This window comes from Streptomyces ziwulingensis (assembly GCF_039542605.1).
GTDB classification, from domain to species: domain Bacteria; phylum Actinomycetota; class Actinomycetes; order Streptomycetales; family Streptomycetaceae; genus Streptomyces; species Streptomyces ziwulingensis.
In genome coordinates, this window is the sequence record NZ_BAABIG010000013.1 from 124,285 (window position 1) to 136,796 (window position 12,512).

The 12,512-nt window shown below is 74.7% G+C and carries 13 protein-coding genes; 8 read left to right on the forward strand and 5 right to left on the reverse strand.

Features of this window, described 5'->3' with window-relative positions; all coding sequences use genetic code 11:
* Window positions 1–17 precede the first annotated feature (17 nt).
* On the forward strand, window positions 18–1,322 hold the full coding sequence (locus tag ABEB00_RS06410; protein ID WP_345617923.1) for a hypothetical protein: 1,305 nt from the start codon (window positions 18–20) through the stop codon (window positions 1,320–1,322).
* Between the two features lie 190 nt (window positions 1,323–1,512).
* Window positions 1,513–1,914 (forward strand): DUF3662 domain-containing protein, encoded by a 402-nt coding sequence (locus ABEB00_RS06415; protein ID WP_345617924.1) that lies wholly within the window; start codon window positions 1,513–1,515, stop codon window positions 1,912–1,914.
* A 27-nt stretch (window positions 1,915–1,941) separates the two neighbouring features.
* Here the strand turns inward: ABEB00_RS06415 and ABEB00_RS06420 are convergent, their stop codons facing one another.
* A complete protein-coding gene (locus ABEB00_RS06420) occupies window positions 1,942–2,607 on the reverse strand; it encodes a nucleoside/nucleotide kinase family protein (RefSeq protein WP_345617925.1) in 666 nt (221 codons plus the stop codon).
* Window positions 2,608–2,708: 101 nt separating this feature from the next.
* Between ABEB00_RS06420 and ABEB00_RS06425 the strand changes: the two genes are divergently transcribed.
* From ABEB00_RS06425 to ABEB00_RS06440, 4 genes are all read left to right on the forward strand, one after another.
* Complete coding sequence (locus tag ABEB00_RS06425) at window positions 2,709–3,449, forward strand: beta-phosphoglucomutase family hydrolase (protein WP_345617926.1); 741 nt, start codon at window positions 2,709–2,711, stop codon at window positions 3,447–3,449.
* Window positions 3,446–5,800 carry a glycoside hydrolase family 65 protein gene (locus ABEB00_RS06430; RefSeq protein WP_345617927.1) on the forward strand — a complete coding sequence of 785 codons (2,355 nt, stop codon included), beginning with the start codon at window positions 3,446–3,448 and terminating at the stop codon, window positions 5,798–5,800. The genes ABEB00_RS06425 and ABEB00_RS06430 overlap by 4 nt, the downstream gene beginning before the upstream one ends.
* Before the next feature lie 148 nt (window positions 5,801–5,948).
* The gene (locus tag ABEB00_RS06435) at window positions 5,949–7,445 is read left to right on the forward strand and encodes a hypothetical protein (protein ID WP_345617928.1); all 1,497 of its coding nucleotides are present in this window, start codon (window positions 5,949–5,951) and stop codon (window positions 7,443–7,445) included.
* Between the two features lie 123 nt (window positions 7,446–7,568).
* Window positions 7,569–8,051 (forward strand): DUF5709 domain-containing protein, encoded by a 483-nt coding sequence (locus ABEB00_RS06440; protein ID WP_345617929.1) that lies wholly within the window; start codon window positions 7,569–7,571, stop codon window positions 8,049–8,051.
* A gap of 69 nt (window positions 8,052–8,120) precedes the next feature.
* Here ABEB00_RS06440 and ABEB00_RS06445 read toward each other — a convergent pair whose 3' ends face one another.
* Complete coding sequence (locus ABEB00_RS06445; RefSeq protein WP_345617930.1) at window positions 8,121–8,342, reverse strand: hypothetical protein; 222 nt, start codon at window positions 8,340–8,342, stop codon at window positions 8,121–8,123.
* A 215-nt stretch (window positions 8,343–8,557) separates the two neighbouring features.
* Between ABEB00_RS06445 and ABEB00_RS06450 the strand changes: the two genes are divergently transcribed.
* On the forward strand, window positions 8,558–8,929 hold the full coding sequence (locus ABEB00_RS06450; RefSeq protein WP_345617931.1) for a hypothetical protein: 372 nt from the start codon (window positions 8,558–8,560) through the stop codon (window positions 8,927–8,929).
* An 18-nt stretch (window positions 8,930–8,947) separates the two neighbouring features.
* Here the strand turns inward: ABEB00_RS06450 and ABEB00_RS06455 are convergent, their stop codons facing one another.
* The 3 genes from ABEB00_RS06455 to ABEB00_RS06465 form a co-directional block, all read right to left on the reverse strand.
* Entirely contained in the window at window positions 8,948–9,595 is a 648-nt protein-coding gene (locus ABEB00_RS06455; RefSeq protein WP_345617932.1) for a hypothetical protein, read from the reverse strand.
* Window positions 9,596–9,707: 112 nt separating this feature from the next.
* Window positions 9,708–10,625: a Gfo/Idh/MocA family protein gene (locus tag ABEB00_RS06460; RefSeq protein ID WP_345617933.1), complete on the reverse strand. Its 918-nt coding sequence runs from the start codon at window positions 10,623–10,625 to the stop codon at window positions 9,708–9,710.
* A gap of 106 nt (window positions 10,626–10,731) precedes the next feature.
* On the reverse strand, window positions 10,732–11,136 hold the full coding sequence (locus ABEB00_RS06465) for a flavoprotein (RefSeq protein WP_345617934.1): 405 nt from the start codon (window positions 11,134–11,136) through the stop codon (window positions 10,732–10,734).
* A 395-nt stretch (window positions 11,137–11,531) separates the two neighbouring features.
* Between ABEB00_RS06465 and bdeA the strand changes: the two genes are divergently transcribed.
* Complete coding sequence (gene bdeA / locus ABEB00_RS06470) at window positions 11,532–12,464, forward strand: bis(hydroxyethyl) terephthalate hydrolase (protein ID WP_345617935.1); 933 nt, start codon at window positions 11,532–11,534, stop codon at window positions 12,462–12,464.
* The last annotated feature ends 48 nt before the right edge of the window (window positions 12,465–12,512 follow it).

A 12,512-nucleotide genomic window follows, 5' to 3' on the forward strand; every position in this document is an offset into this window, starting at 1 on the left:
CCCCCGAGGAGCACCCCATGCACCCCGCGCACCCCGCGCACTCCCCGAGCGCGCCCCCTCTCGGCGGCGGCCGCTGGAACCACTTCCCCACGGCCGGCACCACGCTCACCGCCCGTGCCTTCCTCACCGCCCTCGAACCGCTGTTGCAGGGCGTCATCGATGCCAACGCCCTCACCGGCGCCGACGTCGAGGTGCTGGCCGACCAGATCCGCGCGACCCTCGCCCTCGGCACCCGGGAGACGTCCCTGCCGCTGGGCGTCGGCCCGGACAGCGCACCGGCGGCGCGCGAACTGGGCGCGCAGGCCGAGGAGATCGGCCGGGAGCTGGCCTCCTGGGCCACCTCGGCCCTGGAGGGGCTGCTCACCCGCCGGATACCGCTGCCCGCCGGACCGCTGGTCGTCCGCAGCCACTGCTACGGCCATCTGCTCACGCCGCCCGCCGCCGATCTGCTCCTCACCCGGCGCGGCGGGCCCGTCACGATGCAGCTCTACAACGAGTGGCTGCACCAGGTGGTCCTGCTGCGCGACGCCCTGCTGCCCTTCACCAACTGGCGGGACGTGCCGCTGCTGATCACCCCGGCCGGGCTGCGGCACACCGAACCGGCCCGCGACGCGTTCCTCACCGAACTGCTGATCCGCCGCATCCGGCACTCCGGCGTCGTGGACTTCGCCCGCCACGTCGTCACCGGCGCCGCCGGTCCGGCCGGTTACGGCTTCGCGGCGAGCGGTGGCACCTCCCTGCCCGCCGTCCTCGACCGGCCGCCCCTGACCGCGCCCCGGTACCTGCTGACGTGGCGCGCCGACCCGGCCGCCGACGACACCGTCACGTACGTCACCGAGGTGCGGGACTACTACGCCGCCCCCCGCACCCTGGTCGAGGACCTGCCGCCCGCCGGCACCGCACCGGGGCCGCTCACCGCCCGGATCGGCACTGGAGCGGTCACCGACGGGACCCGCACCGCCCGCGTCGAGGTCACCCACGACGGCGGCACCACCCACGTCGACCTCGGCCAGGCCCTGCGCGGCCACCGCTTCGCCCACCGGCCGGCCCCCGTCACGGACGACGCGCCCGCCGGTGCCGCGCCCCGCACCGCGGACGTGTGGTCCGCGCTGCGCGCACCGGGATTGGTGTGGACCCGGGCCGGTGACGTCACCCTGGACGCCACCGGCCGGGACGACCTCGTCGTACTGGCCCTGCTCGGCCGGCTCTACCCGGAGAACGTCACCCTGAGCCCCGCCGGCCGATCCGCTGCCGGACCCCCGTCGGACGGCACCGGTCCGAGCCGCCTGGTGACGCTCGTGGACCCTCCGCGAGCCCGTTGACCGCACCCCCCGGGGCATCGTGTTCATGCCACACGGGTTTGACGACGCCGTAGCGGTGAACACAAGGAGGACCTGCACAGCCAGCAGGCGAAGGCGGCGCCGCGAGGGTGCCGCCGGAGACGCACGAACAGACAGTGTCCGCGCCGGGGTCCGGCATCCGACTCCCCATCAGTTCGGCAGGTGAGGCCGCATGGGCGCACTGAGCGCTCTCGAAAAAGCTCTGGAGCATCGCTGGGAGGCCCTGTGGACGCGGGTCCTCGACAAGGAACCCGTGGAACTCCTGGACGCCCTGCGCACCGAGTGCGACAGCAACGCCGTGGTGTGCGCGCAGGGCCGGGTGCTGGTCCCCAACGCCTACGACGTGGCCCTCACCGACGACGTCCACGAGGAGCTGACGCGCCAGGGCGGCAGGGTCGGACAGGCCATCACCGACAGCCTGATCCGGCACGCCGAGCGGCACGGCTACGAGTGGGCGGGGCCGCTCGCGGTGCACATCGCCACCTCCCGTGACGTCCCCAACGGCCGCTTCAGCGTGGCCAGCCGGGTGATGCCGCACGTGAGCGCCCGGGCGTTCCCGCTGGCACCGGGCTGACCCCCGGCCCGGCCCCGCCCGGTGTCCTCAGCCCGGCCCGGCCACGCGCGGCAGCGCCGACTCCGGGACCACCAGGTCGGCGCGGTCGCGGCCCGCGGCCACCAGGTCGGCGTTGCGCTGGTCGCTGCCGAGGGCCCAGTCCACCGCGTCCTGGTGGGACTTGCCGTACTCCTCGTGGCGGGCGACCAGCCGGCGTACCCGCTCCCGCTCGTCGAGCGCGCAGAACCACACCTCGTCCAGGAGCGGCCCCACCCGCGCCCAGGCGCCCTCCGTCAGCAGCAGGTAGTTGCCCTCCGTCACCACCAGCCGGGCCGCCGGGGGCACCGGCACGGCCCCCGCGAGCGGCTGCTCCAGGACCCGCTCGAAGCCGGGCGCGTACACCGTCTCCGCGTCGCCGTCCGCCTCCCGCAGCCGCCGCAGCAGCGCCGCGTACCCGGCCGCGTCGAACGTGTCCGGCGCGCCCTTGCGGCCCCGCCGGCCCAGCCGGTCCAGTTCGGCGTCGGCGAGGTGGAAGCCGTCCATGGGCACCCGTGCCACCCACGGCGCCCCGTCCCCGTTCAGCGCCCGCACCAGGTGCTCGGCGAGGGTCGTCTTGCCCGAACCGGGCGCGCCCGCGATGCCGAGGACCGCGCGCCGCCCGCCTCGCGCGAGGCGGCCGGCCCGGTCCAGGAGGTCGTCGAAAGTCAGTGGCACACGGCGGATTCTGTCACCGCGGCGCCCGTCACCCGATGGGCGGCACCCCTGTGGCGGCCGCCACCCGGTGGGAGGCGCGCGGACGGGGCACTGTGATCGGTATGACCACCCAGCTCGGCCTCCCCGAAAACGTTCAGGCATGTCTCTTCGACCTCGACGGCGTCGTCACGAAGACGGCGGTGGTGCACGCCGCCGCCTGGAAGGAGACGTTCGACTCGTTCCTGCGCGAACGGGAGGGCGCGGGCTTCCGGCCCTTCACCGACGCCGACTACGGCGAGTACGTCGACGGCCGGCCCCGCGCCGACGGTGTACGCGCCTTCCTCGCCTCCCGGGACATCGAACTCCCCGAGGGGGACCCGGACGACCCGCCCGGGGCGGGGACCGTCAACGGCGTCGGCAACGGCAAGAACGAACTGCTCCTGAAGAAGATCCGCACCGACGGCGTCCAGCCCTACGAGGGCACGCTGCGTTACCTCGACGCGGTGCGCGCCGCCGGGCTGCGCACCGCCATCGTCTCCTCCAGCGCCAACACCGTCGACGTGCTCCGCTCCATCAATGCCGAGCACCTGTTCGACGCCAGGATCGACGGCGTGGTGGCACGCGAACGCGGGCTGCCGGGCAAACCGCGCCCCGACACCTTCCTCGCCGCCGCCCACGACCTCGGCGTCGAGGCCGCCGCGGCCGCCGTCTTCGAGGACGCGCTGGCCGGCATGGACGCCGGCCGCTCCGGGCACTTCGGCTACGTCGTCGGCGTCGACCGCGTCGGCCACACCGACGCCCTCTACGCGCACGGCGCCGACCGGGTGGTCAAGGACCTCGCCGAGCTGGGAGGCGCCCAGTGATCACCAACCGGACGTACACCGTCGAGCCCTGGTCCGTGCGCGAGACGGAGCTGAACCTCGACCTCCTCGCGCAGAGCGAGTCCGTCTTCGCGCTCTCCAACGGGCACGTCGGCTGGCGCGGCAACCTCGACGAGGGCGAGCCGCACGGCCTGCCCGGCACCTACCTCAACGGCGTCCACGAACTCCACCCGCTGCCCTACGCCGAGGCCGGCTACGGCTACCCCGAGTCCGGCCAGACCGTCATCGACGTCACCAACGGCAAACTGCTGCGGCTGATGGTCGACGACGAGCCGTTCGACCTGCGCTACGGCCGGCTCCACTCCCACGAACGCACCCTGGACCTGCGCCGGGGCGTCCTGGAGCGGGTCTGCGAGTGGACCTCGCCGGCCGGTTCCACCGTCCGGGTGCGCTCCACCCGGCTGGTGTCGCTGACCCAGCGGTCGATCGCCGCCGTGGAGTACGAGGTCGAGCCGGTCGACAGCTCCGTCCGGGTCGTCATCCAGTCGGAGCTGGTCGCCAACGAGAGCCTGCCCGAACCCAACGGCGACCCCCGCACGAGCAAGGCCCTGAACTCCCCGCTGGAACCGGAGGAGCACTTCGCCGGCGGCCCCCGGCTGCGCCTGGTCCACCGCACCCGGCGCAGCGGCCTGCGGGTCGCCGTCGCCGCCGACCACGACGTGGACGGCCCCGAGGGCACCACGGCCACCAGCGAGAGCAACCCCGACACCGCCCGCCTGACCCTGACCGCCGTCCTGGAGCCGGGGCAGCGGCTGCGGGTGCGCAAGACGGTCGCCCACGGCTGGTCGGGCGCCCGCTCCCGGCCCGCCATGGCCGACCAGGTCGAGGCCGCGCTCGCCGCCGCCGCGCACGGGGGCTGGGACGGCCTGGTCGCCGAACAGCGGACCTACCTGGACGAGTTCTGGGGCCGCGCCGACGTCGAGGTGGACGGCGACGAGGAGATCCAGCAGGCGGTCCGCTTCGGCCTCTTCCACGTCCTCCAGGCGGGTGCCCGCGCCGAGCAGCGGGCCATCCCGGCCAAGGGCCTGACCGGCTCCGGCTACGACGGCCACGCCTTCTGGGACACCGAGATGTTCGTCCTGCCCGTGCTCACCTACACCGAGCCCCGCGCGGTCGCCGAGGCGCTGCGCTGGCGCCAGGACACCCTGCCCGCCGCCCGGGACCGGGCCGCCCAGCTCGGCCTGCGCGGCGCCGCCTTCCCCTGGCGGACCATCGACGGCTCAGAGTGCTCCGCGTACTGGCCGGCCGGCACCGCCGCCTTCCACGTCAACGCCGACATCGCGCACGCCGCGGTCCGCTATGCCGCCGTCACCGGCGACACCGGCTTCGAACGGGACACCGGCCTGGAGCTGCTGGTGGAGACGGCCCGCCTGTGGCGTTCGCTGGGCCACCACGACCACCACGGCGTCTTCCACATCGACGGCGTCACCGGCCCGGACGAGTACAGCGCCGTCGTGGACGACAACACGTACACCAACCTCATGGCCCGCTCCAACCTGCTGGCCGCCGCGGACGTCTGCGAGCGGTACCCGGAGGAGGCGGCGCGGCACGAGGTCGACGAGGAGGAGAGCGCCGCCTGGCGGGACGCCGCCGAGTCCGTGCACATCCCGTACAACGAGGAACTCGGCGTCCACGAGCAGCACGCCGGGTTCACCCGCCACCAGCGCTGGGACTTCAGCCGCACCGGCGCCGACCAGTACCCGCTGATGCTGCACTTCCCGTACTTCGACCTCTACCGCAAGCAGGTGCTCAAACAGTCCGACCTGGTCCTGGCGATGTACACCTGCGGGAGCTGGTTCGACGCGCACTGCGACGAGGAGCAGATCGCCCGCAACTTCGCCTACTACGAGCCGCTGACCGTGCGGGACTCCTCGCTCTCCGCCTGCTGCCAGGCCGTCGTCGCCGCCCAGACGGGCCATCTGCGGCTGGCGTACGACTACGCGGCGGAGGCGGCGCTGATGGACCTGGCGGACCTGGAGCACAACACCCGCGACGGGCTGCACATCGCCTCCCTGGCCGGCACCTGGATGGCGCTGGTCGCCGGGTTCGGCGGCACCCGGCGCGACGGCGACATGCTCCGCTTCTCGCCGCGCCTGCCGGAGAAGTTCAGCCGGCTGGCCTTCCGGGTCACCTTCCGCGGCCGGTGCCTGGGGGTGGAGATCGGCGGCGGCAAGGCGACGTACACCCTGCTGTCCGGCGAGTCCCTGCGGATCGGGCACCACGACACCGTGCTCACCGTGAACGGGGACGGGCCCGCCGTCCGCTCCCTGCCCGAACTGCCCATGCGCCCGACCCCCGAGCAGCCGCCGCACCGCAGTCCCAACCCCCACTGACCTCGTCCAGAGGGGATACGGCCGGGCGGCGCGTCCGGCCGTATCCCTCCTGCGCGGCGCCGGCACCCGAGTTAGTTTGTTCCTGTTTTCCCGGGGTGTCCCTCAGGGTTTCCCCGGAGTTCCCCGGGCTGCCCGACGGAGGGTGGAGATGGCCGACGGCGCGCGCACCACCGTCGCCGGTACCCGCCGGCCCGGACCGGCGACGGCGTCCGGCCCGTCCCGCCCGGCGCCCGGCACCGGCCTCCTCGCGGTGGTGGCCGCCGCCTTCACGGCCCTGCAACTGCTCCTGGTCCGCCCCGGCCTCGGCCTCGGCTGGGACGAGATCGTCTACGTCAGCCAGGTCACCGGCCACACCCCCGCCGCCTTCTTCAGCGCGCCCCGCTCCCGGGGCCCGTCCCTGCTGGTGGCCCCCGTCGCCTCCTGGTCCGACTCCACGGAACTGCTGCGGGTCCACCTCGCGGTGCTCTCCGGCCTCGGCCTCCACCTGGCCCTGCGCGCCTGGCGCGGCCTGTTCCCGGTGCCCGTCCTCGCCACCGGCGGAGCCCTGTTCGCCACCCTCTGGCTCACCCTGTTCTACGGCCCGCAGGCCATGCCCAACTACTGGGTCGCCGTCGGCGCGCTCCTCACGGCTGGCTGCTTCCTGCGGGTCGGCGCCGAGCCGTCCGTCCGGGCGCCGCTGTGGGGCGTGGCCGGCGGTGTCGCGCTGATGGCGTGGATGCGGCCCGCCGACGCCGTCTGGATCGCCCTCCCGCTGCTCGCCCTCGCCCTGTGGCGGCGCCGCGGCCGGCTGCTTCTCGCCGCGGCCTGCGGTCTCGTCGCCGGGGGAGCGCAGTGGGTGGCCGAGGCGTACGTACGGTACGGCGGTCTCGGGCAGCGGCTGCACGACGCCTCCGGCATCCAGGGCGGCCTCGGCCGGCAGTTCGCCGCCGACGACCAACTGCGCAGCCTCGGCGGACGCGCCCTGTGCCGCCCGTGCACCGGACCGTTCCCGCACCCGGCGGTGACCCTGTGGTGGTTCGTGCTGCCGGTGCTCGCCGTGCTGGGCCTGGTGGTCGCGGTACGGGCCGGGCGCGCCGCCCGCACCCTCGTCCCGCTCGCCTGCGCCGCGACCGCCGCCCTGCCGTACCTGTTCCTGATCGGCTACGCGGCACCCCGCTTCCTCCAGCCCGCCTACGCCCTGCTGGCGATCCCCGTCGCCGACGCGCTGTGGTACCTGGTGCGGGACACCGCCGGCCGGTGGCGGCCGGCGGTGGCGACGGCGGTCGCGGGCGCGTTGGCCGGACATCTGGCGGTGCAGGGCGCCGTCCTCGTCCGCACGGTCGAGCGCACCGCCGAGGACCGCCGCGACTGGGCGCGCACCGCGCGGGAACTGCACCGCCTCGGGGTCCGCCCGCCCTGCCTGCTCACCGGGTTCGAGGCCATCCCCCTCGGCTACTACGCCGGCTGCGCCTCCGGCAACACCGCGGGACACAACGAGAACACGACCGTCGCCGAGATCGAGGACACCGCCCGCCGTGTCCCGGTCGCCGCCGTCACCGCGCCGGGTGCCGCCCCGCCCTCGTACGCCCGTACCTGGACCCCGCACCGGATCGGCGGCCTGCGTGTCCGTGTCGCCCCGGCGCCGGGCGGCGACGGCGCCGGATGACGGTCCGCGCCCGCGCCGCGAACGGGGGACCGTCCGGATTAAAGATCGCGTGACGGGAAACGCGAAGGCGGACAGTGACAGGACCGAGGCGACGCAGCGACGCAAGCCGAGAGGGAGGCAGCGATGGGCACGGACCCGATGGCCGACGACGCCTACCAGCCCACCGGAACCAATGAGGAGCAGGAGGACGCCGCGCCGCTCGACCTGCAGGACGCTCTCGACGAGCGCACCTACGACGACACCCTCGACGAGGGCTACTCCCCGCCGGAGAAGCCCCTGGGGGTCGACAAGGTCGGCACCACCGCCGCCGAGCAGCACGAGGGCGAGACGCTGGACGAGCGGCTCTCCCAGGAGGTGCCCGACGTGAGCGCGCCCGACGGCGACGGCGTGGGCGACGCCCCGGGCGGCGAGGGCGAACCGGTCGACCCGCAGGCGGGCACGGACCGGGCCGGCCGGCTGGTCGCCCCGGACGAGGGCGTGCGCGAGGACACGACCAAGGAGACGATCGCCGAGGACGTGGGCATCGACGCGGGCGCGGCCGGCGCCGAGGAGGCCGCGATGCACGTCATCGAGGACGACGCGGGGCTGCCGGACGGCGAGGAGTAGCGCGCGCGGGGGCGGCGCGGAAGGGCCGGGCCGCGGGGTCCGGCCCTTCGCGCGTCGGGGGAGCGGTTTTCAGGGGAGCAGTTTGTCGAGGGCCGCGGGGCCCTCGTGGGCCAGTTTGCGCCTGGCCCACCGCAGATTGGTCTCGGTCAGGTCCCGTCCGGCGGCGAGCACGAGGTCCTCGGGGGACACGTCCGTGCCGGTGCGGGTGTGCAGCAGGTGGTCCGGGGTGGCGCGGTCGTCGTCCGCGCCGGTCCGGGAGGGCGGGGAAGCGTCGGGCTGTGATGTCGACATGGTCGTCAGGCTCCTCGGGTCCGGAGGATCGCGGTTCGGTCCCGCTCCGGGCGTCGGTCCCGAACCTCCCGATATCACCGTAACGTCCCGTTTCGATCGTCGCCGCGACACACGTAGTGGAACGGGGTGAGCGTCAGTCGGATGCCAGCGGCGTGGAGCGGGTGAAGCCCCGCGCCGCCGAGTTGCGGGCGTTGCGCGGTGGAAGAATCGTCCGCATGGAAGAGCGCCGGCCGCCGGAGAGGACGCCCGACGGGCACTTCGTCGTCATCAAGGGACGGAAGTGGCGGGCCACCGATCCGTCCGTCCCCGAGGAGAGCGCCGCCCGGCTGCGGCGGCACCTCATGGCGGCCCGCCGTGCGGTGCGTTCGGCGACGACCGCGGGCGATCCCGACGCCGAGCGGGCCGCGCGGGCCCGGGTGAACCGGGCGAAGACCGCGCTGGGGGAGCGGGGCACGCCGTGGTGGGACCAGACCGAGGGCGAGCGCCGCCGCCGCTGGGAACAGGGGCTCGCGCGCCTCGACGCGGACGCGGAGCCGGAATCGGGCTCGGGACCGGGCTCGGAAGCGGAGTCGGACTCGCGGAGCTGAGTTGCCGTACGGCGGGCCTCAGGCGCGTGGTGTGCTGTCCCAGCGCCAGGAGGTGCGGCGCGGGCGGGCGGGGAGGGCGGTGCGGCCGGTGGCCCACAGCAGGGTGGGCCAGGGGGCGGTGTCCGACGGGGCGTCGGGGAACAGCCGGGCGAGGACGCGGGCGCACAGGCCGGCGGGCGGGTCCCAGGGGAGTCCGAGCCCCTCGGCCAGGTCATGGGTGTGCACCAGCGTCTCCACCACACCCATCGCGGCGAAGCCCTCGGGGTCGGAGTTGCCGAAGGCGTGATGGGCGCGCACCCGCGGCGGTGTCGTACGCACCATGGCGACCAGCAGCGCGCCGCTGGCCTCCAGCACCCGCAACAGCCCGGTGGGCCCCGCCGCCCGGTCGGCGTGGATCGCGTTGGCCGGACCGCCGGGCCGGCGGCTCTCCCAGACGAACGGAACGAGGCCGTCCAGGGGTGGTTCCTCCGGTCCGAGCTGGGCGGCGTAGGCGAAGAGGTCGTCGCTGAGGTGCTCGACGGTCTCCCAGCAGTCCCACTCCAGGGAGCCGGCCCGGCCCTCCCAGGCCGCCGGGGGCGCCTCCCGCAGGGCGGCCACGGCGAGCCGGACGGCCTGCCGCAGGTCGTCGGCGGTGACGGGGGAACGGGAACCGGTGGGGTCGGACATGACGGGAACGGTAGCGCGGGCGCGGCGACGGGCCTCGGCCAGGGCGCGGGTCGCAGGTCGAGGGAGCGGGGCCGGCCGTCGTACCCGTCTGCGGGGTCGACGGACTCCCTGTTCAGGGGGTTTCGGCCGGGGATCCGGTGTCGCCCTCGGTGCCGCCGGGAAGCAGTGTCTCGGCCGCGGCGAGGATCTCCGTCACCCGCAGGCCGAACGCGGCGTCGCAGGGATGCGGGCGGCCCGTGCGGGCGGCGGTGAGGAGGGCGTCCCCGGCCCGGCGCAGCGCGCTCACGGCGGTGTCCGCGTTCTCCGGGAGCCGCGTCACCCCGGCGCCGCCGCGCAGCTCCACCTCGACGCCGGCCGCGGCGGGCGGCGCGGTGAGACTGAGCGTCAGGACGCTCGACGCCCCGCCGGTGTGGTCCAGGACGGCGTGCACGGTGTCCCCGGGGCCACGGGTCGCCGCCGTCACGCGACGCACGTCGCCGAGGACCGGCAGCAGTACGGACAGGGCGTGCGGACCGACGTCCCACAGGGCGCCCTTCTCCCGGCGCCAGGGGGAGGCGGCGTACGGGCTGTCGCCCGTGAAGACCGCGCCGAGCCACTGCGCACGCGCGGTGAACCAGTCGTCGTGGGCCGCCTGTTCCTCGATCCACCGTTCGGTCGCGGGCTGGAAACGGGTGGTGAAGAAGACGACGGAGGCCACACCCGCCGCGCGCACGGCCTCGGTGACGGCCCGGCCCTGCTCGACGGTGACCGCGAGCGGTTTGTCCAGCAGCAGATGGCGTCCCGCCCGGGCGGCGCGGATCGCGTACGACGCCTGCACCGCCGGCGGCAGCGCGACGGCCACGGCGTCCACGTCCGCGAAGAGGGCGTCCACGTCGTCGTAGGCCCGGACGCCGTGGCGCCTCGCGAGTTCCGCGGCGGCCTCGGGGCGGCGCCCCCACACCCCGGCGAAGTCGAGCCCGTCGTGCCGGTGCAGGGCCGGGGCGTGCGTGCGCTCCGCCCAGGGACCGGTACCGAGCAGTCCGATACGCATTGCCGCCGCCTCTCCACGCTGCCGGACACCTCTCGGCCGGGGAGCCTCCCCGACCGAGAGCGAGCGTGCCACAGGCGACTCCGCGCGGCTCGCCGGGGGCGTTTCGTCATGGCCGGAGGCCGGCCAGGCGCCGTACCCCAGTCAGGGCCCTGACCCACGGAAACGCCTTCGGATCGCCCTGCTTCGGCGGATGCGACTCGTACCCGTCCGGCCCGTCCAGCACGAGGACACCCTGCTCCCGCAACGCCAGGATCGACCGCGCGACGGCGGGCTGTGCTCCCTGCGCCTGATTGAAAAACGCGTCCTTCTCCCACGGCAGCTTGTACCGGGAGCGCACCGGATGTCCGGTGAGGTCGACCAGCTCCTGCATCTGCGGCTCCCACCAGGTCGCCGCCGACGGGGTCAGGAGGAGACACACGTCCCAGCCGTCGGCCTGCGCGGCACGGACGCCGTCGTCGACGTACTGGGTGGGGCCGGCAGCGCAGGCGATGAGGTAGAGGACTCGGGCCATGCGCGCAGTCCACAGTGCCTGGCCAGCGCGCGCAAGCCCGGCCCGGGGTCGGCCGTCACGCCGACCACGTCCTTCACCAGGTTCACGGCGTCCGGCCGGCCGCGGACTTCCTCGGGCGCCAGTTCGTCTGGTCGTGAGTACCCCCGCGTCGGCGAGCGGGCGGCCTGGGCGGCAGTCGTCCTCCTCGGGGGGCCGCCCCGCCCCGCCGGCACCCAACCGTGAATGACCGGTGATTCTGCCGATTCCGGCGGGTGGCGCGGACGTCGACAGTGGCACGGCAAGTTCCTCGGTGAAGGCCGGCCGGCGGACGCGGGACGGGACCCCACCTGCCCCGCGCCGTGTGTGGCCGCCGGCCGCAACCGTCGCCACGAACACGACAGAGAGGACGACTCGTCGTGCACCCCACCTCGCACCCCCACACCGCCCAGCGAGCTGCTCACCGCACCCCGCGCACCACCCGGCGGCGGCTCGCCGGCGCGGCCGCCGCGGTCACCGCGGTCGTCGGGCTGTCCACCCTCACCAGCCCGGGCGCCCAGGCCGCCGACAACCCCTACGAGCGCGGCCCGGCGCCCACCAACGCCAGTATCGAGGCCCTGCGCGGCTCGTACTCCGTGTCGGAGACGACCGTCTCCTCGCTCTCCGTCACCGGCTTCGGCGGCGGCACGATCTACTACCCGTCCAGCACCAGCGACGGCACGTTCGGCGCCATCGCGGTCGCACCCGGCTTCACCGCGTACCAGTCCTCCATGGCCTGGCTCGGCCCGCGGCTGGCCTCCCAGGGCTTCGTGGTGTTCACCATCGACACCAACACCACCCTGGACCAGCCCGCCTCCCGGGGAGACCAACTGCTCGCCGCCCTGGACTACCTGACCGAGCGCAGCTCCGTGCGGACCCGGATCGACAGCAGCCGCCTCGGCGTCATGGGCCACTCCATGGGCGGCGGCGGCACGCTGGAGGCCGCCAAGGACCGCCCGGCGATCCAGGCCGCGATCCCGCTCACGCCCTGGAACACCGACAAGACCTGGCCCGAGGTCAGGACGCCCACGCTGGTCGTGGGCGCCGACGGTGACACCATCGCCCCGGTCGCCACCCACGCGGAGCCCTTCTACACCAGCCTGCCCTCCAGCACCGACCGGGCGTACCTGGAGCTGAACAGCGCCACGCACTTCTCGCCCAACTCGTCGAACACCACGATCGCGAAGTACAGCATTTCCTGGCTCAAGCGGTTCATCGACAACGACACCCGCTACGAACAGTTCCTGTGCCCGATCCCGCGCGCGAGCCTGACCATCGCGGAGTACCGGGGCAACTGCCCGCACAACGGCTGACATCCCGCACCGCACCACCCGGCGGCGGTCGCCCCCACGGCGGCCGCC

Excerpts from the sequence above, each read along its gene's own strand:
- ABEB00_RS06455 (WP_345617932.1), bottom strand. The coding sequence starts at position 9,595 with ATGTCCGACCCCACCGGTTCCCGTTCCCCCGTCACCGCCGACGACCTG.
- ABEB00_RS06415 (WP_345617924.1), top strand. The coding sequence starts at position 1,513 with ATGGGCGCACTGAGCGCTCTCGAAAAAGCTCTGGAGCATCGCTGGGAG.
- ABEB00_RS06425 (WP_345617926.1), top strand. The coding sequence starts at position 2,709 with ATGACCACCCAGCTCGGCCTCCCCGAAAACGTTCAGGCATGTCTCTTC.
- ABEB00_RS06465 (WP_345617934.1), bottom strand. The coding sequence starts at position 11,136 with ATGGCCCGAGTCCTCTACCTCATCGCCTGCGCTGCCGGCCCCACCCAG.
- ABEB00_RS06460 (WP_345617933.1), bottom strand. The coding sequence starts at position 10,625 with ATGCGTATCGGACTGCTCGGTACCGGTCCCTGGGCGGAGCGCACGCAC.
- ABEB00_RS06450 (WP_345617931.1), top strand. The coding sequence starts at position 8,558 with ATGGAAGAGCGCCGGCCGCCGGAGAGGACGCCCGACGGGCACTTCGTC.
- ABEB00_RS06435 (WP_345617928.1), top strand. The coding sequence starts at position 5,949 with ATGGCCGACGGCGCGCGCACCACCGTCGCCGGTACCCGCCGGCCCGGA.
- ABEB00_RS06410 (WP_345617923.1), top strand. The coding sequence starts at position 18 with ATGCACCCCGCGCACCCCGCGCACTCCCCGAGCGCGCCCCCTCTCGGC.
- ABEB00_RS06445 (WP_345617930.1), bottom strand. The coding sequence starts at position 8,342 with ATGTCGACATCACAGCCCGACGCTTCCCCGCCCTCCCGGACCGGCGCG.
- ABEB00_RS06440 (WP_345617929.1), top strand. The coding sequence starts at position 7,569 with ATGGGCACGGACCCGATGGCCGACGACGCCTACCAGCCCACCGGAACC.